Raw genomic sequence first — 23,798 nt, 5'->3', positions numbered from 1 at the left:
CCTGAAGGCCGCAGGTTCAAATCCTGCCCCCGCAACCAAATCCCCTAAAAGACTACCATACAATAAAATCCCCTCCCGCCGCGGTGGGCTTTTGCGTTCCAAGCACTCAAACCTATGCATCTTCTGAAAGGCGCCGCCATGACATGTGGTCGAGGCATATACAACGTGGCAGTATGCCAACGCCGCTTCTCGATAGGCCGGAAGCGTCAAGGCCAAATGCTGCCCTATATATGCGCAATTGGTCGCGTGCCACCGTAGATGCCCTTACGAGAGGAAATAGCTAGGATAGAGTATTGCTCAGTGGAAGCTTAGGGATAGTGAATAATTATATCCAATAAAAACTCGTCACGACTAATACGGCGATATAAAGTAATTTAATTTGTGTAATTATGGATTGTCTATAAATCTGAATAGATTGCCTCTACCATTGATAAGTACCTCTTATCGAACGTGACATGATTATATTGAGGGCATTGGGAATAAATAACTCTGTTTTCACAAATCCGATTGTATGGGTATCCACGTGAAGCCCGGCGGGGATGTTGCCAAAAGAGGTATTCAGATTTCTCAACCGCGTGCCGTTGGGAATGCCAGGTTATCCTACCCACCCAATTCAAGGCAGATCTAGATGTTCAACTCAATCGTTACCGTCGAACAAGCGGCAGATCTGCTGCGCCCTCACCGCGCGAAAGCTATCCGACTTGAGCGCGTCTGGCCCCCGCATCAAAAGACAAGTCTCCTGTCGCAGATTGGGGGAAGCCCCAATTTCCCACCGGACTGGAGCTGGCCGAAGATCGACTTTCCAGACTCGACGTCAGCCTCGCTCGACTTCTTGGCTCAGATAAACCTCGAAGAACTTCCAGACATGGAAGACCGGGACCTCTTACCCAGGGAAGGCATGCTTTACTTCTTTACGCTGTCCCTATCGCACGAGCCTCTGCAGACATTTGGCAGCGATGCGTGGCGCGTTCTCTACTATCCTCACGCTCCCGATGGTCTTCCGGTCAGGGATGCGCCTGATGATGCCGGATGGGCAAAGGATTACATGTATTATAGCCGCATGCCCGGTTGGGAATATCGTGAGCCTGGAGCAAGCCCGGCATCGCTCTTCCCGAAATGCCCGATCCGTTTTGCGATCGCTGAGCTCTGGGCAGAACCGGAATTTACAGGTCCTGACGATCCAGCGTTGGGGCCGTTCGCCGCGACTTTGCTCAGCCAACAGATGGTCTGGGAACCTGAACCTCTCGGACTTACTGATCGACTTATGAATCTCGCCAGGCGGTTTGGGAGGCCGGGGAATTTAAAGGTGCCTGCCGCTTCTACGCGCAGGAATAGCGTCGATTTGCGTGAGATGAAAATGAAAATGCTCGTTCGGGACTGTCTAACGCTGGTCATGCGTGATGAGGATCGTGGAGGTTACGATCAGGATAAAGTCTTGGAGGACATCAGCCTCCCTTATCGTGCCGATGACGCCATCCTGCTTTTGAATGCGGTCCGCAACGATTGGCTCGAGAACGTCATGCCCATCAAGACCGTGTTGAATAGCGAAGGTAAATATTCTGACGATCTGTTGCTGCGCTAGGAGGCTTGGAGAGCTCAAGCAGTTGATCTCACGCAGACACTTGTCGCAATCGGCAGGCAAACGAAATTGTCCGACGAGCAACGCGAGAGGGTCAACGATATGCTGAAGCAACATGGGCAACTCCGGAAGGAGGCGACCTCTTGCGGTCTCATCCCATATAACCATTTGGCTCTGCGAGCATCTCTTCAGCCGCTGATGACCGCCTTCCCTGATATCGCCAATGAGGAAACGGAGCTCCTTGCGAGCTACGATCCCGCGCGCGATCCGCTCCTGAATGGCCCGGCCGCTCATCTGATGCTAAGCAAAGTCGGCGGCATCCAGTCCGATTTGGACCCTGATGAGGTCTTGCTCCTTCAGCTGGCAAGCGACTGCGATGGACCGCGCTGGAAATGGTGGGACCTCGGCGTTCTGAGATTCTCAATTAAGAAGGATGCACTTGCGGCAATGCGCTTCGATCTGGCGCAAGCGGAAATAGAGGGTCACTGAATGGCAACGTAAACTTAACGGGATGTGGAATCCGCTGTGCGATGAGGGGGCATGACAGATCGAGATCCTCTCTACCGTCGGTATCGCTATCCCGCTGAGGTCATTGCTCACGCTGTGTGGCTGTATTTCCGTTTCCCTCTCAGTCTGCGAATGGTGGAGGACCTGCTGGCAGCGCGTGGGATCATCGTCTCACATCAAACGATCCGGCTTTGGGCGGAGAAATTCGGGCGAACCTTCGCCAACGAGATCCGTCGAGGCTCGTCCGGTCGGCTTGGTGACAAATGGCATCTCGATGAGGCCGTCGTTTCGATCCGGGGCAAGAAGCACTGGCTGTGGCGCGCCGTTGATCAGGACGGTTTTGTCCTGGAGGTGCTCGTGCAAAATCGCCGCAACGCCAAGGCGGCCAAGCGCCTGATGCGTAAGCTGTTGAAGAGCCAGGGCCGAGCACCGAGAGTGATGATCACCGACAAGCTTCGCTCTTACGACGCAGCAAAGCGTGACATCATGCCGGCTGTCGAGCACCGCTCGCATAAGGGCCTGAACAATCGGGCGGAGAACTCTCATCAGCCGATCCGACGGCGTGAGCGGATCATGAAACGCTTCAAGTCACAGCGACATCTACAACGTTTCGTATCGATCCACGACCCGATTGCCAACCTGTTCCACATCCCACAACACGACATCCCCTCCAGCCATCATCGCGAACTGCGTTTGGAGGCGTGGAACCTGTGGGCGAAAATTGCAAGAGCATGACCGACGAACTCCACCGGCGCCATGAATTGCCCTATTTGCCTTTGAGTTTACGATGCCCATTCCCGGTTAGCTATTCGATTTACTGCCGAGAGGCAGACACAGTGGCGTGCCATCGGCGGGATGCGGAATGACCATCGCCTCGACGCCGAAAATGGCGTTGATGAGGTGTGGGGTCAGCAGGGCGGAAGGGCTGCCTGTGGCGAGTATGCCGCCATCTGCAAGGGCAACCAGGTGGTCGGCATATTGCGCAGCGTGGTTGAGGTCATGCACAACCATGACGATCGTTCGGCCTTCGTCTGTGTTCAGCTTTCTCAGGAGGTCGAGAATTTCCAGCTGATGGGCGATGTCGAGATAGGTCGTCGGCTCATCGAGCAGGAGGAGCGGAGTCTCCTGCGCCAGCGCCATGGCAATCCAGGCGCGCTGCCTTTGACCACCCGACAGCCGATCGAGCTCGCGCTCGGCAAGCTCAAGAAGGCCGGTGGAGGCCAGTGCCTGTTCGACAATCTCTTCGTCGTGCCGGCTTGGGCGCGACAGGATGCCTTTATGCGGATGGCGACCGAAACGGCAGAGTTGTCTGACGGTCAGCCCATCCGGAGATACCGGGCTCTGCGGCAACAGGGCAAGCGATTGTGCAACCGTTCTTGCGGCCATCGTTCTGATTGGTTTGCCATCAAGATAGACCGTGCCGGAGGAGGGGTGAATGACACGCGCCAGCGTGCGCAGCAGTGTCGACTTGCCGCTGCCGTTTGCGCCGATCAGGGCTGTGATTTTCCCGTCCGGTATGGCGAGATCGACATCGTTCAATACAGGGGCGGCGGCATAGCCGACGGTGATTTTTTCGCAGTGAAGGCGTGTCGGGTGGGCATCAGCCATGGCGACCTGTCTCCTTGATCAATAGAAAGACAAGATAGGGACCGCCGATCACAGCGGCGACGATGCCGGCGGGAATTTCATTCGGCAGGGCGATCACCCGGCCGATCAGATCTGCCGAAGAAAGGGCAAGGGCGCCGACAAGGGCGCTTGCCGGCACAAGATGGCGTGCGCGGCTGCCGACGAGAATACGTGCGGCATGCGGTGCGATGAGCCCCAGAAACCCCATGCTTCCCACAGCTGCGACGCCACCGGCGCAGAGGAGAACGGATATGAGGATCAGGCCGCCACGCAGGGCAGGTGGTGAAATTCCGATGCTGATCAGCGTATCGTCACCGAAGCCGCCGGCATCCAGCCGCAGCGCAGAATAGATAACGGCCGGCAGGCAGGCGAGGAGCCAGAGCGAAAGGAAGAGCCCATCGCGTGCCGTGCTGCCATAGACGCTCCCAGCAAGCCAGACCATGGACTGGTCGGCGCGGGAAGGGTGGAGCACCATGATGTATTGCATCAGCGCCTGGGCAAGCATTCCGAGAGCGACGCCCGTCAGCGCGAGCGAGGCAACGCCACCAAAGCGCCGACCGATGAAAAGGAGCGCGGCCGCGCCGAACAGGGCGCCGGCGATCACGCCGAGCGGTACCGACCAGCTCACCCAGGCCGGTGGTGTAGCGAGCCCGGCGAGAAAAGCCCCTAGCCCCGCCCATTTGGTGATGCCGACGACATCCGGGGAGGCGAGTGGATTGCGCAGCGCACCCTGCAGGAAAACGCCGGCAAGGCCGAAGGAGAGACCTGCCAGAAGGGAGACGGCGATCCGCGGCAGACGGTATTGCATCACGATGAAGGTGTTTTTACCGCCGCCGAGCGCATCGAGAACCTCGCGAAAACCGAGCGTGACGGCGCCAGCCATAATGCCCAGAAGAGCGATGGCCGCAAGCAGCAGAAAAAGGATGCCGCAGACGCCGATGGCACGCGCGTCTGCCTGTCGCTCCAGCGCGCGGCTCATACACTCCTCCGGCGGTTAAGCAGCAGAAGAAAGGCGGGAGCGCCGATCAGGGCTGTCACGATGCCAACGGGTAGTTCAGACGGAAAGGTGGCGATACGGCCGAGAAGATCGGCGGTGTTGAGCAGGAGCGGGCCACAGAGCAGGGAGAGGGCAAGGACGGTTGCCTGGTCGCTGCCGACGAGACGCCGGACGATATGCGGCACCAGAAGGCCGATGAAACCTATGGGGCCGCTGACGGCGACGGCCGAGCCAGCCAGGACGACGATGAGAACCGCAGCCAGTCCGCCGACGCGCCGCGCATTCTGCCCGAGTGACACGCCGGTGCTTTCATCGAGCGACAGAACGCCGAAATGCCGCCCGGCAACAAGCGCCAATCCGCCACCCACCAGCGAGAACGGGAGGATCGTCCAGACCTTGGACCACTGCGCGCCGTTGACCGAGCCGGCGAGCCAGTAGACGATGTCCTGCGCCGCATTGTTGGCGATCAGGATCGCCTGGACGAGGGCGGACAGCACGAGCTGGATCGAGATGCCGGCAAGGGCGAGTTTTATATCGTTCATCGCCCCGGATACCGAGAGCGCCCACATCGCAAAGCCCACGATGGCAGCGCCCACGAAGGCCGGCCAGACTGTGCCTGCTCCCCGAAGCGCCGGAAAGGCGATCAGGCAGACGACGATGGCAAGCGACGCGCCGGCATTGATGCCGAAGGTCTGCGGCGATGCCAGCGGGTTGCGTGTCAGGGTCTGGATCAGGACACCGGCTACTGCCAGATTGGCGCCGACCAGAACGGCAAGAAGGACGCGCGGCAGGCGGATGTCCCAGACAAGTGCGTTTTCTGGCGACCCGTCGGGAGCCACCAGAAGTCGCAGAGCCGTCATTGGCGACAATTGCGATACGCCGAAGGCAATCCCGGCGATCACGCTTGCGGCCAGAAGCACGATGAGAAAGGCTGCGACGAGAAGTGGCCGCCGTGTTTTGTTGTCCGGGCCTTTGGAGGCCATCGCCGTCACGATCCCTATCCCGCCCTGTAGACCTTGGCCAGCAGCTCCCGGGCGATCATTTCGGCAGTTCGCAATCCGCGGAACCGGGCGAACTGGTTGCGATCGACCTCGAAGACCATGTTGCTTCGGATTGCCGCGATGTTGGCCCAGGCGGCATTGCCCTTCCATTGGTCAAGCGCGGTGCCGCCCGGGTCGGTAGCGACAAGCAGGATGTCGGGATTGACCGCGATCAGCCGCTCAAGGCTGGCCCCGCTCTCCACCGGATCGGAGGACCGGAGGGCGGGCACGAGGCCGAGAGCCTCAAAAACCGAGCCGGTGAAGGATGACGAGGTATGAAGGCTCATCGAATCCGGCGTCGCCACCGCAAGCAGAATGCGTCGCTGTTCACCGGGCGGGATGCGCGCGACCAGTGCGGCGATGGTCTCATCGTGCGCTGCAAGCACCTGCTGGCCCCTGTCGTGTTCGCCGAGGGCGTCGGCAATGGTGGCCACGCTCTCCTTGATGGTCCTGTAGTCACCTTCCCAGCTATTCAGAACGATGGTTGGCGCAATGGCACTCAGCTGGCCATATATGGCGGCGTGCCGTACCTCATCCGCGATGATCAGGTCCGGTGCAAGGGTGCTGACGAGTTCGAGATTGGGTTCAAGCCGAGTGCCGACCGAGGCGTAATCGATGCTCTTGCCCAGCAGCAGCTCGATGCGCTGGCGCTGGTTGTCGTCAGCTATGCCTGCGGGAACGACGCCAAGTGCATCGAGAGCCTGCACGAAGGAGAATTCCAGTGCCACGACGCGGCGTGGTCTGCCGACGATTTCCGTCGAGCCAAGCTGATGGGCGATGCTTCTTGGTGCCTCTTCGGCTATGCCGGTTCGTGAAAACATGGCCGACGCGATCGTCGAAAGAAGCAGGATGCCTGTTGTTCTGCGAGTAAAGGTAATCATCGATGGTTCCGGAGAGTGCGGCAGGCCGGTACTATACCGGCCCGCAAATTTTACGCGATCAGAAAGCAACCGAGGCACTGACAAAGAAAGTGCGTGGCTGGCCGACGAACTTGCCGCCATTGTTGTCAGTTGAGCGTGTGAAATACTCGTTGTCGAAGAGGTTTTTCACGCCGAGTGCGAATTTGGGGGCGTTCTTGTTGTTTTCCGGCTGGTACGCCAAGCGCAGGTTGACGGTGCCATAGCCCGGTATGTCGCCAAGGCGTCCGGTAGAGTCTTCTTCCGTGACATAGGTTGTGCCGCTTCCGGGGGAGCGCTGCTTCGACTGCGCCGTGACATCCGCATTGATGACCCAGTCTTCATATCGGTAGCTTGCGCCGACGGTGCCGAAGTGGCGAGAATAAAAGGGAAGATCTTTCCCCTTGAAATCTCCTGCCTCGTAAACGGCTTCCGTATAGGTGTAGTTCGCATAGACAGAGAGCCCGTCCAGCGACGGGGTGAGGCTGCCGAGATCGTAACGCCCTGCCGCTTCTATGCCCTGGTGGGTGGTTGCGCCGAGATTTGTCCACACGCCTTCACCGACGATGTTGCGGCTGAGCAGCAGTTCCTTGTCGAAATCGATGTAGAAGGCCGTCAATTCCGCGCTCAAGGCATCGCCCTGATAATGCGTGCCGATTTCATATGTCTTGGCCTTTTCAGGATTAAGGCCATCCGTGGTCGAGGCAAGATGGCTATATTGCTGAGGCCCGAAGGAAACGCCGGCATTTCCAAAGACGCGCCAGGCATCATTGATCTGGTAGGCGACGGAGAGCGTGGGCAGCAGTTCGTTCGCGTCGAATTGCGGCGAGCGCGATGCGGTGACGACACCACCGGCGAGGTCATTTACGGTGTTATTGGTGCTGATCATCTCGTAGCGGACGCCGGGCGTGACGGTCCAGTTGCCGAACTGGATCTTGTCGTCGATATAGATGGCGTGTGCCTTGGTGCCGCCCTCGCTGGTCTGGTAGGTGACCATCGGACGCGTATGGGGATTGTAGCCGGGAAGGCGGTCGTAATATGCGGTGCGCGCTGCCACCTCGGAGCTTTCCTCCCATAGATAACGATAGCCGACAGTGACCTCATGCGTGGTGTCGCCGATGTCGAACAGGCGCGAGTAGCGTGGTTCGATGCCGAAATATTCATAGTCGCGCGGTGCCGAAGTCAGACGATAGCGGTTTGCGCTTGCCCCTGTTCCCTGCTGCTCGACGAAGCTGCCGCGGAACGAATTTACATAATAGCCGAGGATCTCGAAGTTGTTTTCGCCATCATTGTGCTGATAGCGCAGCGAGATATCATTACGGCGTCCATTGAACTCGTCGTATTGCCGTGTCGACTGGAATGGGTCTGCCGCATATTCACCCGTTGTCAGGCCCCCTGGCATTTGCCCTTCGCCGCTGTAGTGGTGATATTGCAGGCTCAGCGTGTCCGTATCCGAAAGTTCATATTTGCCCTTGAAGATCAGGTCGTCGATATCCGTGCGGTCGTTGCTGTCACGATAGCCGGTGCCATGAATGCCCGAATAGAGAAGTGCGGCCCCAAGCCCGTCATCATTGGTCCCGCCGATCAGGAAACTCGGCGTTGCCTTGGTGCCGCCGCCGAATTCAGCGGAGGAAGACATGCGAACGGTGACGTCATCCGGGATCGGGTGTGTCACGAAATTTATGATTCCACCGACATTCTGCGGTCCATAGCGTACGGAGCCTGCCCCGCGCACCACATCCACGGTATCGACATTGCCCAGCACGAGAGGGAATAGCGACAATTGCGGCTGGCCATAGGGAGCGTAGGACAGCGGTATGCCGTCCATCAACACGGTGGAGCGTGGTGAAAGGCGCGAGGTGAGGCCTCGAACACCGAGGTTGAGAGAGACATCGCTGCCGCCGGTGCCGGCACTTTCCTGCACCTGGATGCCGGGAATCTGGTTGAGGGCGTCACGAATGTCGACGGCGCCGCGCTCTTCCAGCTCCATTTTGTCCATGATGGTGCGAGCGCCGGGGTGCTTCAGCACCTTTTCCTTGTTGGGCTGCTCCAGCCAGTTGCCGGTAATGGTGATGGCTTCTAGGACGGTTTCGCCGCCATTGGCGCTATCCTGCGCGAAAACACTGGCGGGTGCGAAGGCGACCGAAGCGAGGAGAACGGAATTTGCTAATCTACGGTAGGAAATCATCAGGGCCCCAGACTGAAAGCAGGACAACAAAATTCCTTCCGTGCCGGTACGGCGCGGTAAAGGGATCATCGGTTTGAAATGGTGTGTGGGAGCGGTTGCTTGCGCGCTTCCGCTAGAAAATGATTTTTCGACTATATTTCATGAGTGCCCCTCGACGGAAAATACGGGATCGGCCGCTGTCGCCCGCGGTTATGTCGTCACCACTACATTATTGAAGTGTGGATATCAATAAAACATTACTGATATTCTCATCTTTTTGAATGGCGCTTTCGAGATCCGCTATTGCGGTATCTGTTCGCGCAGCCGCGCGAGGCGCTTTCGGCTCTTGAGTGCTCGGTCCTGATTACGCGTAGCAATGCCGTAGGCAAGAATATCGGAGGTGACGACGGCACCGAGCGTCCAGCTTGCAAGTCCTGCCGCGGATCCGACGCATGTCAGCACTGCGGAAGCTCTGTCGCGATAACAGTCCGTCAGCTGGACGCCGCATACCAGGATGACACGACAGCCAATGTCGCTGACCTGATTGACAATGAGCCGCAATTCGGCTGTGTCGCGGGCGACGTGGAACAGAATGACGACGTCCTCCTGCCGTAAATCAACCAACTCGTTGGCGAGCGAAAAGCCGGACGATCCGGAATGACGGGTTCTCAGCCCGACGCGGCTGAGTGCTGTCGCGCAATGCCTTGCTTCCACCTCGGATCGTCCCATACCCAGGCACCACACGGTATCGGCAGCATCGAGCAACTGGATCGCATTCGCAAGCGAATCGATCTCCAGTTTTTCTTCACATGAGGTCATGATCTCATGGGCTGTGGAGAAGATGCGTTTTTTGATCCTGCCAAGATCGTCGCCGGTGGCGCGGAACCGCTGCGACAGCCGTTCCGTTGTTGGAACGCTTTTCGCCATGTTGCGGCTGGAGAGCCGCTTGAGTTCCGGCAGGCCGGTGAAGCCGAGCCGTCGCGCCGCACGAATGACCGTTGCGTCGCTCGTACCGCTCTTGGCGGCTATATCTTCCGCGCTTTCGAAGATCAGGACATCGATCGGCGTTGCCAGTAAATATTCGGCAACAGCCAGTTCCGAACGGCTGAGTTTCGATTTGTGCTGCTGAAAGCGGTCCCGCAACACCATATGATTGTCGTCGCTCATGCCATTCCCGTTTTGAAAATGAAGTACTCACGACAAACTAGATAGCTGACAAGCCTTTCCATCGAAACAGGAAATCCGTTCACCGATGAGAATGAGCGGCGAAGGGATGAGCGGGCGCCAGCTTGGATCGCGGCACCCGGCGATTTTCATATCAGTAATCCGAGGCGAAGTTCAGGCGGAAACGCGCAGTCTGAACCGGGCGAGGATATTGCCTTCACACCACATCGGAAAATTGGTGCCCCACTTATTATTGTGCAAATTGAAGCGGATGCCGTCGGCGAAGCTCGGGCGTTCCCGGCAGAACGTCATGAAATCCCAGCTTGCGGGTGCAACGAGTGGCGTATCCAGGGGCTCCATGGTATATTGCGGCCCGTCCGGCAATATTGCGCGAGCAGCGGTGACCGCCTGGAGCTGAGCGCCGCCGCTCTCGGCGGTGTTCTCCGCCTTGTGCCAAAGGCCCATCTTCTTGAGGTTCCAGGCGATATCACCCTTCGGAGTAAACGACAGGAAACTTGCCTCGGGCATGCGGTTGGCAGGTTTTTCATGCAGGACGAATGTCAGCAGCAATGCATCCTGATCCTGTGCCAGCCGCATTGAGACGGTCGGCGGCGCGCCATATTCGGCCGTAGCGAGCGTCGGCAGGGAGAGGAGCAGGCTATCGCCTTCTGCGGCCAACAGCTTTGGCAGGAAGGTCTTTGACAGACCGGCGCCGGAGGCGGCAAGGCCGGGCTTGTCATGGTCGAGAACCGCCCATTCCTGCCGGTGCGTAAGATAGGTATCCATATGACGGGCCACGTCTTCGGCGTCGTAGCTTTCATAACGATAGCTGATAAGCGACCCGTCGCCGCCTTCGATGCGATGGCCTGATGGTGCAATTATGGTGACGATATCCCCGGTCGCAGGATCGATCTCGGCCGACCATGCGCCGGCCTTCAGATTGCCTTCGACGGCGCGTGGCGAGGGCACTGCAGGCGGTGTCACGGCAGCAATGGCTGCCTCCGCCTCGGCATGGTCTTTTTCATCCAGTGCCGACATTGCCTGATCGAGATAGTTTCGCTGCTCCTGCCATGAGGCTTCGGAATAGGTAAAGCGGTGGTCGCTGAGGCGCGCAGCATCGAAATCCTTGCGCGACCAGGCCTTGTCGTCACGCAGATAGGACTTGATGTCGACGCCGCAGGTATGCTCGGCGACCATGGCAAGACCGCGGCCGAAGGCGAGGCGCGAAGTGGTGAGGCCATCGGCGGCGAAACGATCATAGACGCCTTGCAGGGCGAGGAAGCGGGATATCTTCTGCGGATCGGCGGCACTGCCATGAATCCAGCTGTCCGCCAGTTCGAGATCGATGACAGGGAAGCGTTCGCGCTCCTGCCACATCAGCGTGCCGTAATCCTCAAGGGTGGCTGCCTGGACAACCGCCTCGGGTTCGCGATGGCGCATTTCACGATAAGTTTCAGCCGTCTGCGGCACGCTCTGCGGGCCGATATTGTCGCTGGTATGGGCAAAGCCGAGACCATCCGCCATACCCTCGGGGAAACAGGTTTCGCCATAGGAGCGCTGATACATGACGACGATTTCCTCGCCGCCCGGTGCGCGCCAGCGGAAGATGTCGGGAACTTCCGGCGGGGGTGAGGCTGTGTTGACGCCAAGATGCAGGAAACGAATGCCGGCTTCGGCAAGCAGCGGCACCATGCCGAGCGTGTGGCCGGGAACGTCGGTCATCTTCGCTGCGATTGTTTTGGTTGCGAAGCGGCGATCCAGTTCCTGCGAATACGAAAGCCCGGCGCGGAAGAGATGGGGCGACATCAGTTCCGTATGGGTGGTGAAGGGCACGCCGTGCCAGCGGATCAGGCCGCGCTCGATCGCTGCTTCAAGCTTTGCGACATCCGAGGCGGGGCGGGTATTGAGATAATCCCAGATCAGCCACGCGCCCGTCGTCCAGATGAACTTTGGCTCCTCGGGATTTTCTGCATAAAAATGCGCCCCGGTCTCGATGGCTTGCGGGATGAAACGTTCATGATATTGCTTGCGGACCTTTTCCGCGTGGTCGGTGAAGCCAATGTCGAGATGGGTCTTGAAGACCAGGTGCACGCGCTTTTTTGTCATATCTTTTCCGTTTAGCCCACGGTGCCGCGCACGACGAGACGCGTGCCGAGCGTTTCGACCATGGGGTCTGCGTCGGGAGTTTTGAGCCGCCTCAGGATGAGGCGGACGAGGGCCCGGACGCGATCTTCGAGATCGATCCGGACTGTGGTGAGGTTGTAGCTCTTCCAGTGGGCCTGCGGGATGTCGTCGAAGCCGACGACCTTCACGTCGCCTGGAACAGAAAGGCCGAGATCATGGCGCAGTGCGTCGATCGCGCCGAAGGCGCCGACGTCATTGGCGGCAAAGATGGCATCCGCGCCATCACCGACGCGGAAGAGGTCGAGTGTCGCGCGGTAGGCGGTATCATATGTATAGTCACCGGCAACGACGATCGGTGGCTCCATGCCCCGTTCGGCGAGAATTTCGGTAATCATGCGCTCACGCTCGTTGTTTGCGAGCGATTGTTGCTTGCCACCCAGATAGGCAACACGGCGCGCACCATACCCCTGCAACAATGCAACCGCCTGCTCGATACCTTCTCTCTGGCGCACCAGAAGACGGTCGTAGATGCTGGAGGCAGGTTTTCCGGAAAACTCCGTGGCGTCGTCATAGATAACGTAGATCGGCACCGCGCGGTCGAGAAAGCCGGTCAGTACGTCAGGTGCGATATTTTCCGTGAACGCGATTACCGAATCCGGGTTGAAGCCACGCATGTAGGTCAAGAGGGTCTGGTCCATGCTGAAATCGGCCTTGGCCTTGAAAAGCAATGTGGCAAAGCCCTCTGCCTGCAATGCCGTCGTCAGCGCGTCAATTTCCTGGCTTTCCCATGGGCTGCACACATCAGGCACGATCATGCCAACAAGGTGCGAGCGACGCGTGACCAGCGACCGCGCGGCCATGTCGGGCGTGTAATTCAATTCGCGCGCCACCTGCAGGATGCGGTCGCGCTTTTCCGGCTTCAGGGAGGCATTCGGGTTGAATGCACGCGATACAGCGACCCGGGAAACATTGGCTTCGCGCGCCACGAGGTCGGCGGTCGCGCGGGCTGATTTTTTGCTGTTCAGTTCATCCATCGATCGCACTCGGCGGTAAAAATGAAAACGTGTTCATTAATGAATTGCCCTTTTGGCGATGTCCGTCAAGCTTGATGTGGTAAAATTACGATAAATCTGGTCAAATTCTTCGTTTTTATGGTTCGTATTCAGGGCTGTAATTTTTTCTGACGGACGCCCTGTTGACAAAAATGAAAGCGTGTTCATTCTTGATGATGGGATTAGGCGGGGACCGGAGGAGTTCTAGCTTGCCGGATCCTCGAAAAGCGCGCGCCGTCGCGCCGAACTATTTTTTGGGAGGACTTTCAATGCGCAGGAGCATCAAAACTCTGTTGTTGGGTGCCACAGCAGCAATCGCACTGTCGGGCCCGGTCTTGGCTGCGACGGAGCTCAACATTACCTGCCGCTGCGTGATCGGCGGCGTTAATTCCGGCATGGCGGAATGGATCCAGAAGGCCGTTATTCCCGCCTTCGCGGAAAAAATGAAGGCCGATGGTAAGGATGTCACGGTCAAGCTGACCCAGTTCGGTGGCGAGGACGAGCAGCTGACGCAGCAGCTCGCGCTTGATTTCTCCACTGGTGCAGGCCCGGATATTTCCAATTTCGACGGTTTTATGATCCCGAGCTTCGTGCAGGGCGGTCTTTTGAAGTCGCTCGAGGAGATTGCCGGCCCCGCGGCGGCCTCCTGGGAGGGCTGGAATCACATCTCGGAAGGTTCTCAGGCCCTGATGAGCTATCAGGGCAAACCCTATGGCATTGCGCTTGGTACCGACGCACGCATGATTTTCGTGCGCAAGGACGTATTCAAGACGGCTGGCATAGACGCCGACGGCTGGCAACCGAAATCCTGGGACGAACTCCTCGAAGCCGCCCGCAAGATCAAGGCTGCCGATCCTGAAAGCTTCCCGCTGCAGCTGAATGCCGGTGTTTCCATGGGCGAAGCCACAACGATGCAGGGCTACTGGATGGCGCTGCTTGGCACGGGGGAGCAAGTTACCGATGAAAACGGCAAATACATCGTTTCCAGCCAGGGTATCCTCGATACGCTGAAGCTCTACAAGACAATCTATCTGGACGAGAAGCTCGGAGACCAGCGGGCTCAGCTGCTGGCCGATGGCCGTAACCGCAGCTTTGCCAATTTCCGCAATGGAAAAACCGCCATGCTGGTCGAAGGTGACTGGTTCTATCGCTCCGTTACGAAGCCCGGCGCCGAATTCGAAGTCGCTGACCGTGACAATGTCATGACCTGGAAGAAGATGCCTTCCGAAAAGCCGGGCCGTGGCCTGCGTGGTCAGGATTTCGTCACCATGTCTGGTGGTACCGGTTTTGTCATCAATCCCCATACGGATACGCCGCAGGAGGCCTGGGAACTACTTTCTTTCATGAACAGCAAGGAACAGCTTGATGCCTTTCAGGCGATCCAGCCCGCGATCCGCATCCGAAATGACGTACCGATTCCGAATTCACCCTTCCTGACGGAAACCGCCAAGACGTTGCTGCCGATCACCACTGCGCGCCCGAATGACGCGAACTACAACAAGGTTTCCGCTGAAATTCAGCGCATGACCGAACGCGTGGTTTCCGGCGAGCTCTCGCCAGAGGATGCAATGGCTCAGTTCAAGACCGCCGTAATCGCTATCGTCGGTGCAGAAAATACGGTTAGCCGCCTCTGAGGCATAACGGACTGCGTCTGACCGATTGCCGGTCAGACGCAATTTGCGACGGATCGATACGATCCGCCATGAGGTAAAAAAGCATGAAAAACTTCTCGCTGCTTTCCACGCGGGCAGGCGCTGTCTTTTTGGCTCCGGCCGCCGCGCTGGTCGGCATTTTTGTTATGGTCCCGTTTTTCTGGGTGATCTTCGTTTCCTTCACGAACCGAACGCTCATTGGGCGCACGGCAGTCGATCCGGATTTCGTCGGCCTGCAAAATTATTTCACGTTGTTTAATCCGGATACGTTCTTCACACGCGGTCAGTTCGGCTTTTCCTTCATCCTTACGCTGCAATTCGTGCTGCTTTCTGCGCTTGCCGGCCAGGCGCTGATTGGCCTGGTGCTCGCTTGGCTCAGCCAGGCCGTATCGCCGGCATTGAAGTCCTTCCTGCAGACGGCGGTCATTGCCGCATGGATATTGCCGGAAGTGGTTATCGGCTTCGCGTGGTTCGCCTTTCTCGATTATGATAACGGCACGCTAAACATGATCATGCGCGGCCTTGGCCTGCCACCCGGCGACTGGCTTCTGCAGCAGCCTTTCTGGGTGATCGTGTTCTTCAACACCTGGCGCGGCGCAGCCTTTTCGATGATGCTGTTCAATTCCGCCTTTCAGTCCATCCCGCCGAGCTATTTCCAGGCAGCGGACGTGGCGGGTGCAACCTCCTGGCAGAAACTTCGCGACATCGCGCTGCCGCTCATCCGCGGCCATGTCGTCACCGACCTCATCCTCATCACCATGTGGACTTTCAACGTGTTTACGCCATTCCTGCTCACCAATGGCGGGCCGTCCTACCGAACGGAACTGCTGTCAATCTACACCTATCGTATCGCATTCAAGGATTTCGAGTTCGGCAAGGGTGCTGCGGTCGGCGTCATCATCATGCTCGTCAACCTTGCCTTTGCACTTGTCTATCTCCGTATCGCGCGCAAGAAAACGGCGGAGGCTGAGTGATGCAGATCTCCGGAAGCGCCTTTAAACGCCGTATTCTCTTTTCCGTGGCAGCATCCCTGCTCGGAGTGGCCTTCGCCCTGCCGCTGGTCTGGTTCATCTTCGCACCGTTCAACGCCCGCGCCGAACTCGGACTTGCAATTCCCGAACCGTTCACGCTCTCGAACTTCATGACGGTATTCGAGAACACCTTTGCAATGCGGGCCCTTTTGAACAGCCTGATCCAGTCTTTCGGCGGGGTCATTCTGATCGGCGCGGCAGCGACGCTTGCTGCTTATGCCCTTTCTCGCTCGTCAATTCCCGGTAAAGGGGCGGTCACCTACACGCTTCTGCTGTTTTCTTCCGTTGTGTCGGGTTCGGCGGCGATGGTGCCGATCTTCCTGATCATTTCTGCGGCCGGTCTCATCAATACCCATATTGCCGTCATTCTCGTTTTTGCAGGCGGGCTGCTGCCGACGGCAATGTTCATTCTCCGCGATTTCATCGATGCCATCCCGCGTTCCTACGAGGAAAGCGCCATGGTGGCCGGTGCCTCACCGTTGCAGGCTTTCTTCGACGTGGCATTGCCGGTCATCCGGCCGGGCATCGTGGTCGTCGTGGTCTGGGCATTCGTCAATATCTGGGGTTCATTCCTCATCCCCTTCATCCTGCTGCGCAGCGATAGCCTGATGCCGGCCTCGGTCGCGATCTATTCCTTCTATTCGGAGGCGGGCACACCGATCGTCACGCTGCTTGCTGCCTATTCGCTCATCTATTCGCTCCCCGTCATCGTGCTTTACCTCTTCGTGAACTGGAAGTTTGGTTTCCGGTTCTTTGGTGGCATCAAGTCGTAATCGGAAATCAGTTTCATGGCCTCTGTCGAATTCCAGAATGTCTCCAAGAGCTTCGGTCACTTTCATGCGGTGCCCGACATCAGCTTTCAAATATCGGACGGCGAGTTCGTCTGCCTGCTCGGCCCGTCCGGCTGCGGCAAGACGACGAGCCTGCGCATGATCGCCGGCCTCGAAACGCCGACCTCGGGCAAGGTGCTGATCGGCGGCAAGGACGTCACCTATCTGCACCCCAAGGACCGCCAGATATCGATGGTCTTTCAGGACTATGCGCTTTATCCGCACATGAACCTTGCCGACAACATCGCCTATCCGCTCAAAGTGCGCGGTGAGAGCGAGGAAAAGCGCCATGCCCGCGCCAAGCAGGTGGCCGACGTGCTCAAGATCGGTGATCTGATGAAGCGCCTGCCGAGCCAGATTTCCGGCGGACAGCAGCAGCGTACATCGCTGGCACGTGCGCTTGTTTATCCCAGCCAAGTCTATCTGTTCGACGAGCCGCTTTCCAACCTCGATGCCAAGCTTCGTCTTGAAGCGCGCGGCTTCCTCAACCACCTGCAGCGCGACATGGGCATGACGGCGGTCTATGTCACCCACGACCAGGCCGAGGCCATGGCGCTTGCGACCCGCATCGCAGTCATGGACAAGGGCCGCATCGTTCAGTTCGCACCGCCCATCGAGATCTACCGGCGTCCGGCCACGACCTTCGTTGCCAACTTCGTGGGCAACCCGCCGATGAACCTCGTGTCGGCGGACGCCATGGTTGCCGATGGCAAACTGCAATTGCGCGCCGATGGCCTGGCACTGTCGGGCCTGCCTGTCTCCGACGCCATTGCGGCGGCCGCAGGCAGCGGCCGGATGACGCTTGGCGTCCGGCCCGAGCATTTGCGGATCGCCCAGGCCGGTGATGAAAACACCATCACGGGCAAGCTTTTCGCCAATGAGAACATGGGCCCGGAAAGCCTTGTCACGATGGAACGTGAGGATGCCGGCCGGGTGACCGCCCGCATTTTCACGGACGATGAGATTCGGGTGAACGACGTCGTGACGCTCGCCTTCGATATCCGCCACGTCACATTGTTCGATGGCGCCGGCATACGCATTCCGGACGTCGGTGAGTAAGACGGGAAGTGTGATGACCAAAATCAGGGTTCACGTCAGTCGCGCCGACCAGTCGGCCGATCCCTACTTCTATGTTCCCTTCGATGTCTTGCAGGGTGTAACACGTATCGATGTGACGATGGCCTATCCTAAGGCCGAGGATTGCGTCATCGATCTCGGCGTGCTCGATGCCACGGCGACGGACTACCCGTCAGTTGCCGGTTTCCGTGGCTGGAGCGGTGGTGCACGCGATTGCTTCTTTGTTGCGACCGATGATGCAACGCCCGGCTATATCCACGGCGAGATGCCGGCCGGCACATGGAAAATCATGCTCGGCCTGCATAAATTGCCGGAAAACGGCGCCGATGTCGTCGTAACTATCCATTGCGACAGCGCGCCGCGCAGACTGGAGCCGCAGCCGGAGCGCCGCTTTCCGCGGCGGGAAGGGGCGGGGTGGTATCGGGGCGACCTGCATTGCCACACCTTCCATTCCGATGCGCTGGGCTCGCCGGAGTTGCTGCATCAGGCTGCATTGCAGGCCGGTCTCGATTTTCTCGCTATTGCCGACCACAACACCATCACGCAGCGTCGCTACTTCCATCCGCAATCCTCGGCGGACCTTGTCTTCATCCGGGCGATGGAGATAACGGCCGCAAACGGCCACGCCAATGTCTATGGTGTCGATGAATGGATCGATTTCCGCATGACCAAGCCGGAACATGCCCATACGCTCACCCGGCTGGTGCATGAGCGCGGTGGGCTTTTGTCCATCAATCACGACAAACCCACCATTCAATGGGATTACGACCTGCCCGAGATCGACTGCATGGAGGTCTGGCAGTCACACTGGATGGCATGGAACTGGGTGTCGCTCGGCCGCTATCAGCAGCGACTGGCTTCGGGTCTGAAGATCTCCGCGATCGGAGGCAGCGATTTTCACCAGCCTGCGCAACTCATGCCCGAGGGCCCGCTCGTGCTTGCCCGCCCGACGACGGTGTTCTGGCTGGAGGAACTGTCGGAAGATGCTATCCTCGCTGCGATGAAGGCGGGTCGCGGTTATGTGACGGAAAGCCCGACGGGGCCGCATCTTGCGCTGACGGTGAACGGCCAGCCGATGGGCTCGACGGTTTCAGGGCCGGTCATTGCAGAAGCCGATGTGAGGGAGGCCGCTGGCGATCTGCTCGTCTGGATTGACGCAAGCGGCATTCTCACCACCCAGACCATTGAAACAGATATGTGGAAAGGCACTTTCTCCGGCGAAGCAAAGACCTTCCTTCGTACCGAAATCGTCGCTGTGCGTAGCCGCGAAAGACTGATTACCGATTTCATCGCAGCTCAAGTAGGACACTCACTTCCTTGGCAGCTTCAGGGCGCCCACATACAGGATCAACAGGTCTGCCGGGCAATTAGTAATCCGGTTTACCTTGAAGAATAGGTTGCTTCGTGAGGTGAAGGTAGCTGGCTCGTCCCCGGAGCGCGGGCACAAGAGCAGCGCAAAATGCTGCGATAAGTTCGAACGGGGCGTGTATTGGTGGTGGCCTACCGGTTCCACCTGAGCTGGAACCTCAATCTGTTCTCATCGGGGCTGTGTTCTTCACTGTGAAAATCGGTGACGGGTCTCTTCGTGCTGCGCGCTCCGGCATGGCGGAAAGGATCGGACTGCTCAACACAAGGATATATAGACCCATGCTCCATCCAGTATCATGCTGATGATGGTGCCTCTGGTGCCCAATGTTGAAATGGCCGTTGCCCTGCTTGTCGGGTGCATGCTGGTTTCGCAGATCCACGCGCAGGGCGGGCCAATCGTATATGGCCGTCACGTCAATTGTTTTGAACGCGTTGCAGCAGCTGGCATTACCAATGTCGCCCGGGCAGCAGCTTCGGCGATCTCGCCAGTGATCAGCACTGCCTCCGTCGCCTCTATGAGCAGGAACTGGCTGGGAAATGGGCGAAAGGCTTTTGAGGCTGGAGCTAGGAGTGGAAGCGCTGGCTTCTGTGGATGTCAGCAGGGCAACTGAGGTAAATAGGCTCGCAGTTGTCTTTCTGCACCCGACACGTTTGCTTTGGTGACCGCGCAAGCTCGAGGCTGGGGGCTGCTTACCGAAGCGCAGTATTATGCGAACTCGTTGGCGACAAACCGTCAAGGTGACGCGCGACCCAGGCGCAATTGAAGCGGTCTTTGCCAAACTCAAGGCATATATGCAAGCATGCGCCATCGGAAGTATTGACGCCCCAGACAAGCCGCCAACGGCAACCAGATTTTAACGATTTCTGACGAACATGATAGAGTTCGCGACATTTCTATGATCGGGTTGACGAGTGAGAACAGGAACCACAGTGCGTTTGACCGACGAAATCTGCAAGTGTCATGCAATTCCTGGCCGGTAATGGCATTCAACGCTGACGTCGCTTTTCTCAGGTTTTTGGGCAAGCAGCCTGTGTAACTGAATTCGCCGGGTGTCCAATCTTTCCCCATTGTCTCGCCCAAATGACCATAGCAGCGTTAGCAGTTACGGCGATATCTCTGGAGTAAACTACGACCGCAAAGGGGTGGGTAGTGATTTTAGGGCCTAAGATCGAGCAGCAACTTCCTGGCCCGGACACGGTGAGACGAGCACTTGATCAGTTGTTTGCCTCAGATGTTTTTAGCAAATCCGAAAGGATGCGGAGCTTTCTTGAATATATCGTTACCGAGACGATAGAGGGGCGTGGTGATCGCATAAAGGCCTACAGTATCGCTCTGGAAGTCTTTGGTCGTCAGGCGGACTTTGATGGGACGGAAGACCCAATAGTACGCACAGCTGCAAACCGCCTTCGCAATGCTCTCGAGCGCTATAACGCTTCGCCTCAGAGCAAGTTGTCTCCTCTTCTCATCAGCTTGCCACGCGGCAGATATGTGCCCGTTTTCGAGTCCAACTCCGATGATGGGCCTATTGCTGATATAAAAGAGAAAAACGAGGTCAGTACTCTTGCGCTCCCACGCCGATACCTCTCCTGGCGCGTTATCGTCATAGTCTTGAGCTTCATCGGCGTAACGATACTCGGCTCAATTCAGTTGCTACCTAACCTGTTTAACAAGGCGACCGCATCGCGAGGGGCTACCGTTCCGCTGCTTCTTGTTCAGAATACTCAATTCACACCGGGCAGCGACCCTGCCAAGCGGTTGGCGCATGACCTCTCGGAGCTAATCGCAATCAAGCTCGCTGCCCATGGCAGCGCTGGGGTTGTGGACTTGGCGAGGGAGCCAGGCAATGTTGCCTACGAGACTGCAGGACGAAATCTGACGCGAGTCGTCTACACGCTGGATTCGGCCATTGTCGATCAAGGCGGGGAGCTAGCTTTAGTCTGGAAACTCAATGATGCTCATACGCGAGAGGTGTCGTGGACTGACCATGTTTCGCTGGGAACCCCGAATGAAGATACTGTGAACAACGCAGTGGATGCTTTAGTTCGCGGAGTAGTTGGCATGGAGGGTGCGATAGCGAGCCTTGAATCGACGCATCAAGGCGAGATCAGTTGTCTTACACCAAGGGAACGTGTCGCGCTGGTATATGTGGATCAGTCCCTTCCTGATATACGCGCCTGCCTCGAAAGTGTAGTATCAAAGTATCCATTGAATTCCCAGGCTTGGGCAATATTGGCTCGTGTCTACTTCCGTCTCGGCAGAGACGCCGCATCCCGCGGCGAAGATTCCAGCGAATATGGAGGGCTTTTGCGCACTGCAGCGCAAAAAGCAATGGATTTGTCACCTCGTTCGTTCGCTCCTCAACTAGCTGCCCTCTATGTCGCTTACAGTGCAGGTGATTTGGATACATATGAGCGCCTGAGTCGAAAGATGCTCACAGTGTTTCAGGACCCTCATCTCAAGTTAATTGTTGGAAACGCGCTTTGGAGTATCGGACAAAGAGACGAAGGCGTCGAACTGGTTGCGAAAGGCATCGAGGAGACTGGTGATGTGGGGAGCCTGGGCTACCTTGTACTGGCATCAGACCGCTATGAGCGTCAGGATTTTACTGGGGCCCTGGAGATGCTTGAGCGGATTTATAGACGAGAATTTTATCGAATTGATCTTCTTCAGGCGGCGGCGCTGGCGAAACTGGGGCGGCAAGACGATGCCCGTGCCGCGATCCAACGCCTTCATGATAAACGTCCCGGCTACGAAAACCACCTCTACTTCGATTTCCGTCACAACAATTTTCCCGAACCAATGATCGAGCACCTTGCTGAGGGGCTTCGTGAGGCGGGCCTGATCGTGCCGATTCCGGCAGAAAATCCGAAATGACCACCGTCGCTCGAACCTGTCAGGTGACACCGCTCGCGGTGGAAGGAGCACCATCGCGGGGCCGTCGAGCCAGGCGCTGATCTGCGGTCGTGTTACCGCCCAAATTGGACCTGTCGGATCGCGGAATGCTGTAATGACAAAGGACGTTAAATTGTCAAACCAGGTGGTGGTTTGCTAGCGTCCGGTTCAACCGAGGTAATGAAGATTGGCGATACCTTACTGAGCAGGCCGACAAGTTGGGACTGCTGTGTGGTGCCTGTTTTTTGGAAGACGCGCAACAAATAAGAGCGCGCGGTACCAAAGCTGATATCGAGCTTTTCCGCTGTCTGCCTGAGCGGGTACCCTGCGGTCAATTCACTGGATAATTGCGCCTCCTTGTTTGTCAGACCGAACAGGCTTTTAAGAAGTTCGGGGTCGGGGCCGATACCGTTGCCATTCACCGAGGTAACGAATACAAAGCAGGATGCCGTTGCAAAAATATCGTGGGCTGCCCTGCGGATCGGAACAAGATGCAGGACCATGAGATCACCGGCTTGGTTCCGGATCCCCATGGAGCGGGGCGCGTAGTCCTGATCCGTTTCAACATTGCGTAGCAATGCATCCAGATGTTCATTATAGGCACTCAGATCGAGGCGGTTCCAGGCGCCGCACATTTTAGCAAATCTGGTCTCGAACTGTTTGTTCATTGCATGTATGTGCCGGCCGGCGCTGATGCTTATGCAAGGCGTCCCGAGCCCCTCCATGACTTGCACGACGCTGTTTTGCTGCTGCAAATGCGAGCGCGCGGCAATGAATGCTGACTGCACAAGATCGGGGTAAATGGTATTAAGCAGCTCAGCCTGTTGTTGAGCAAAAGCACCATTGCGGACATGGCGGTCAAAACCGCAGACAATCATATTGCCGGTGGGGGGAGCGACGATGGTTGCGATATCATCACCGATGGAATGCCCTCTACACAAATCCACATATCCCTTGAGATAGGGGGGAATGGCGTCCTCATAGTTCGCACCAGACGCGAAGCGTCCGAAGACTGCTTCAGGTGCGCTTTTTCTGACCCAGCTGTGAAAATCATTGCCCCAATGAATGCGGTCCTGGTTCACCGGCAACAGACGCTGTTCCGTGTGAACGCCACATTTCTGTCCCACCGAATAGAGATATCCGGCATCAGCATTGATAGCGACGCGCAACTCGTTAAGGACTTCTACCCAGCGCTCAGGTATGAACGCTGCTTCGTATAGCTGTGTCCGCAATGCAGGGTCTAAAAGGCTCATTTCGCATACCGGACACAGTGGGTTAGATGGTCAGTGAGATATGTGGTGTAATGTCATTATGCGGACTGCATCCCCGGAAAATGAGTTCATATGACGCTTCATATTGTTCGATTGGAACATCGAACATAAGGGCTCGCCGCGGTAGGTAGCGAACGGTTTCATCCGGATACAATAACGGCTGTAACAGTACGATTGTAACGCAAGGACCAAGCCCATAATGCACCAAGGTGCGCGCATTCACCGTCGGTGTGGGGTTGAATTTATCGAAGGTGGGGCGGTTCCGGCAGAGATCGTCACAAACGGCTTTCCCAACCTCGGTTTCGTAGAGCACAGCCTGCTGGCGATGATCCTGTCCAAGAAGTTCGGCTAGCACCAGCCCTCAACCGCCAAAGCGAACGCTATGCCCTTAAAGGCGTCGGCCTCAGCTGACAGACGCTGGGCGACCGGATTGAAACATGTGCCGCAGCATTGAAGTCACTTGCTAATCTGATCGCAGCACATGTCCTTGCCGCCGAACGTGAACCTTTTTTAGTCGCAGCGCT

Annotated in this window: 19 protein-coding genes; 10 read left to right on the top strand and 9 right to left on the bottom strand. The window is 57.6% G+C overall.

The annotated features are described in order from the left end of the window. Positions 1 to 628: 628 nt before the first annotated feature. The 3 genes from EXN68_RS20560 (at position 629) to EXN68_RS20550 (ending at position 2,821) form a co-directional block, all read left to right on the top strand. Positions 629 to 1,582, top strand: coding sequence for a DUF1963 domain-containing protein (locus EXN68_RS20560; RefSeq protein WP_142842609.1), 954 nt, complete (start codon positions 629 to 631; stop codon positions 1,580 to 1,582). Positions 1,583 to 1,648: 66 nt separating this feature from the next. Next, positions 1,649 to 2,068 (top strand): DUF1963 domain-containing protein, encoded by a 420-nt coding sequence (locus tag EXN68_RS20555; RefSeq protein WP_142842608.1) that lies wholly within the window; start codon positions 1,649 to 1,651, stop codon positions 2,066 to 2,068. 51 nt (positions 2,069 to 2,119) lie between these two features. Continuing rightward, positions 2,120 to 2,821 carry an IS6 family transposase gene (locus EXN68_RS20550; protein ID WP_142842607.1) on the top strand — a complete coding sequence of 234 codons (702 nt, stop codon included), beginning with the start codon at positions 2,120 to 2,122 and terminating at the stop codon, positions 2,819 to 2,821. Positions 2,822 to 2,887: 66 nt separating this feature from the next. Here EXN68_RS20550 and EXN68_RS20545 read toward each other — a convergent pair whose 3' ends face one another. The 8 genes from EXN68_RS20545 to EXN68_RS20510 form a co-directional block, all read right to left on the bottom strand. Next, positions 2,888 to 3,694: an ABC transporter ATP-binding protein gene (locus tag EXN68_RS20545; protein WP_142842606.1), complete on the bottom strand. Its 807-nt coding sequence runs from the start codon at positions 3,692 to 3,694 to the stop codon at positions 2,888 to 2,890. Next, complete coding sequence (locus tag EXN68_RS20540) at positions 3,687 to 4,691, bottom strand: FecCD family ABC transporter permease (protein WP_142842605.1); 1,005 nt, start codon at positions 4,689 to 4,691, stop codon at positions 3,687 to 3,689. Before EXN68_RS20540 ends, EXN68_RS20545 begins: the two co-directional genes overlap by 8 nt. Beyond that, positions 4,688 to 5,692 (bottom strand): FecCD family ABC transporter permease, encoded by a 1,005-nt coding sequence (locus EXN68_RS20535; RefSeq protein ID WP_142842625.1) that lies wholly within the window; start codon positions 5,690 to 5,692, stop codon positions 4,688 to 4,690. The genes EXN68_RS20540 and EXN68_RS20535 overlap by 4 nt, the downstream gene beginning before the upstream one ends. Positions 5,693 to 5,706: 14 nt before the next feature. Next, positions 5,707 to 6,630: an ABC transporter substrate-binding protein gene (locus EXN68_RS20530; RefSeq protein WP_142842604.1), complete on the bottom strand. Its 924-nt coding sequence runs from the start codon at positions 6,628 to 6,630 to the stop codon at positions 5,707 to 5,709. Between the two features lie 58 nt (positions 6,631 to 6,688). Next, positions 6,689 to 8,833, bottom strand: a complete 2,145-nt coding sequence (locus EXN68_RS20525) for a TonB-dependent receptor family protein (RefSeq protein ID WP_142842603.1) — start codon at positions 8,831 to 8,833, stop codon at positions 6,689 to 6,691. A 279-nt stretch (positions 8,834 to 9,112) separates the two neighbouring features. After that, positions 9,113 to 9,979 (bottom strand): MurR/RpiR family transcriptional regulator, encoded by an 867-nt coding sequence (locus EXN68_RS20520; protein ID WP_142842602.1) that lies wholly within the window; start codon positions 9,977 to 9,979, stop codon positions 9,113 to 9,115. 171 nt (positions 9,980 to 10,150) lie between these two features. Next, positions 10,151 to 12,082 (bottom strand): DUF5054 domain-containing protein, encoded by a 1,932-nt coding sequence (locus tag EXN68_RS20515; protein WP_142842601.1) that lies wholly within the window; start codon positions 12,080 to 12,082, stop codon positions 10,151 to 10,153. Positions 12,083 to 12,093: 11 nt separating this feature from the next. Then, positions 12,094 to 13,134 (bottom strand): LacI family DNA-binding transcriptional regulator, encoded by a 1,041-nt coding sequence (locus tag EXN68_RS20510; RefSeq protein WP_142842600.1) that lies wholly within the window; start codon positions 13,132 to 13,134, stop codon positions 12,094 to 12,096. A 287-nt stretch (positions 13,135 to 13,421) separates the two neighbouring features. On the opposite strand from EXN68_RS20510, the gene EXN68_RS20505 reads away from it, so the two are divergent. From EXN68_RS20505 to EXN68_RS20480, 6 genes are all read left to right on the top strand, one after another. Then, entirely contained in the window at positions 13,422 to 14,786 is a 1,365-nt protein-coding gene (locus tag EXN68_RS20505; protein WP_142842599.1) for an extracellular solute-binding protein, read from the top strand. Between the two features lie 83 nt (positions 14,787 to 14,869). Continuing rightward, positions 14,870 to 15,778: a carbohydrate ABC transporter permease gene (locus tag EXN68_RS20500; RefSeq protein ID WP_142842598.1), complete on the top strand. Its 909-nt coding sequence runs from the start codon at positions 14,870 to 14,872 to the stop codon at positions 15,776 to 15,778. Then, positions 15,778 to 16,608: a carbohydrate ABC transporter permease gene (locus EXN68_RS20495; protein ID WP_142842597.1), complete on the top strand. Its 831-nt coding sequence runs from the start codon at positions 15,778 to 15,780 to the stop codon at positions 16,606 to 16,608. Before EXN68_RS20500 ends, EXN68_RS20495 begins: the two co-directional genes overlap by 1 nt. A 15-nt stretch (positions 16,609 to 16,623) precedes the next feature. Continuing rightward, on the top strand, positions 16,624 to 17,724 hold the full coding sequence (locus EXN68_RS20490) for an ABC transporter ATP-binding protein (RefSeq protein ID WP_142842596.1): 1,101 nt from the start codon (positions 16,624 to 16,626) through the stop codon (positions 17,722 to 17,724). A 13-nt stretch (positions 17,725 to 17,737) separates the two neighbouring features. Beyond that, positions 17,738 to 19,138, top strand: coding sequence for a CehA/McbA family metallohydrolase (locus tag EXN68_RS20485; RefSeq protein ID WP_142842595.1), 1,401 nt, complete (start codon positions 17,738 to 17,740; stop codon positions 19,136 to 19,138). Positions 19,139 to 20,260: 1,122 nt separating this feature from the next. Further along, positions 20,261 to 21,985 carry a tetratricopeptide repeat protein gene (locus EXN68_RS20480; RefSeq protein ID WP_142842594.1) on the top strand — a complete coding sequence of 575 codons (1,725 nt, stop codon included), beginning with the start codon at positions 20,261 to 20,263 and terminating at the stop codon, positions 21,983 to 21,985. Positions 21,986 to 22,131: 146 nt separating this feature from the next. Here EXN68_RS20480 and EXN68_RS20475 read toward each other — a convergent pair whose 3' ends face one another. Further along, positions 22,132 to 23,256 carry a helix-turn-helix transcriptional regulator gene (locus tag EXN68_RS20475; RefSeq protein WP_142842593.1) on the bottom strand — a complete coding sequence of 375 codons (1,125 nt, stop codon included), beginning with the start codon at positions 23,254 to 23,256 and terminating at the stop codon, positions 22,132 to 22,134. A 217-nt stretch (positions 23,257 to 23,473) separates the two neighbouring features. Between EXN68_RS20475 and EXN68_RS27470 the strand changes: the two genes are divergently transcribed. After that, on the top strand, positions 23,474 to 23,626 hold the full coding sequence (locus EXN68_RS27470; RefSeq protein ID WP_161991415.1) for a hypothetical protein: 153 nt from the start codon (positions 23,474 to 23,476) through the stop codon (positions 23,624 to 23,626). Positions 23,627 to 23,798: the final 172 nt, after the last annotated feature.

This window comes from Martinezella rhizogenes, from assembly GCF_007002745.1.
In the GTDB taxonomy this organism is placed as follows: domain Bacteria; phylum Pseudomonadota; class Alphaproteobacteria; order Rhizobiales; family Rhizobiaceae; genus Agrobacterium; species Agrobacterium cucumeris.
The sequence above is the reverse complement of the archived record's forward strand: the minus strand, read 5'-3'. Positions and strand labels throughout refer to the sequence as shown.

Bases quoted from the DNA above. Each gene is read 5' to 3' on its own strand.
- EXN68_RS20560 (WP_142842609.1), top strand. From the start codon at position 629: ATGTTCAACTCAATCGTTACCGTCGAACAAGCGGCAGATCTGCTGCGC.
- EXN68_RS20550 (WP_142842607.1), top strand. From the start codon at position 2,120: ATGACAGATCGAGATCCTCTCTACCGTCGGTATCGCTATCCCGCTGAG.
- EXN68_RS20545 (WP_142842606.1), bottom strand. From the start codon at position 3,694: ATGGCTGATGCCCACCCGACACGCCTTCACTGCGAAAAAATCACCGTC.
- EXN68_RS20540 (WP_142842605.1), bottom strand. From the start codon at position 4,691: ATGAGCCGCGCGCTGGAGCGACAGGCAGACGCGCGTGCCATCGGCGTC.
- EXN68_RS20535 (WP_142842625.1), bottom strand. From the start codon at position 5,692: ATGGCCTCCAAAGGCCCGGACAACAAAACACGGCGGCCACTTCTCGTC.
- EXN68_RS20530 (WP_142842604.1), bottom strand. From the start codon at position 6,630: ATGATTACCTTTACTCGCAGAACAACAGGCATCCTGCTTCTTTCGACG.
- EXN68_RS20525 (WP_142842603.1), bottom strand. From the start codon at position 8,833: ATGATTTCCTACCGTAGATTAGCAAATTCCGTTCTCCTCGCTTCGGTC.
- EXN68_RS20520 (WP_142842602.1), bottom strand. From the start codon at position 9,979: ATGAGCGACGACAATCATATGGTGTTGCGGGACCGCTTTCAGCAGCAC.
- EXN68_RS20515 (WP_142842601.1), bottom strand. From the start codon at position 12,082: ATGACAAAAAAGCGCGTGCACCTGGTCTTCAAGACCCATCTCGACATT.
- EXN68_RS20510 (WP_142842600.1), bottom strand. From the start codon at position 13,134: ATGGATGAACTGAACAGCAAAAAATCAGCCCGCGCGACCGCCGACCTC.
- EXN68_RS20505 (WP_142842599.1), top strand. From the start codon at position 13,422: ATGCGCAGGAGCATCAAAACTCTGTTGTTGGGTGCCACAGCAGCAATC.
- EXN68_RS20500 (WP_142842598.1), top strand. From the start codon at position 14,870: ATGAAAAACTTCTCGCTGCTTTCCACGCGGGCAGGCGCTGTCTTTTTG.
- EXN68_RS20495 (WP_142842597.1), top strand. From the start codon at position 15,778: ATGCAGATCTCCGGAAGCGCCTTTAAACGCCGTATTCTCTTTTCCGTG.
- EXN68_RS20490 (WP_142842596.1), top strand. From the start codon at position 16,624: ATGGCCTCTGTCGAATTCCAGAATGTCTCCAAGAGCTTCGGTCACTTT.
- EXN68_RS20485 (WP_142842595.1), top strand. From the start codon at position 17,738: ATGACCAAAATCAGGGTTCACGTCAGTCGCGCCGACCAGTCGGCCGAT.
- EXN68_RS20475 (WP_142842593.1), bottom strand. From the start codon at position 23,256: ATGAGCCTTTTAGACCCTGCATTGCGGACACAGCTATACGAAGCAGCG.
- EXN68_RS27470 (WP_161991415.1), top strand. From the start codon at position 23,474: ATGCACCAAGGTGCGCGCATTCACCGTCGGTGTGGGGTTGAATTTATC.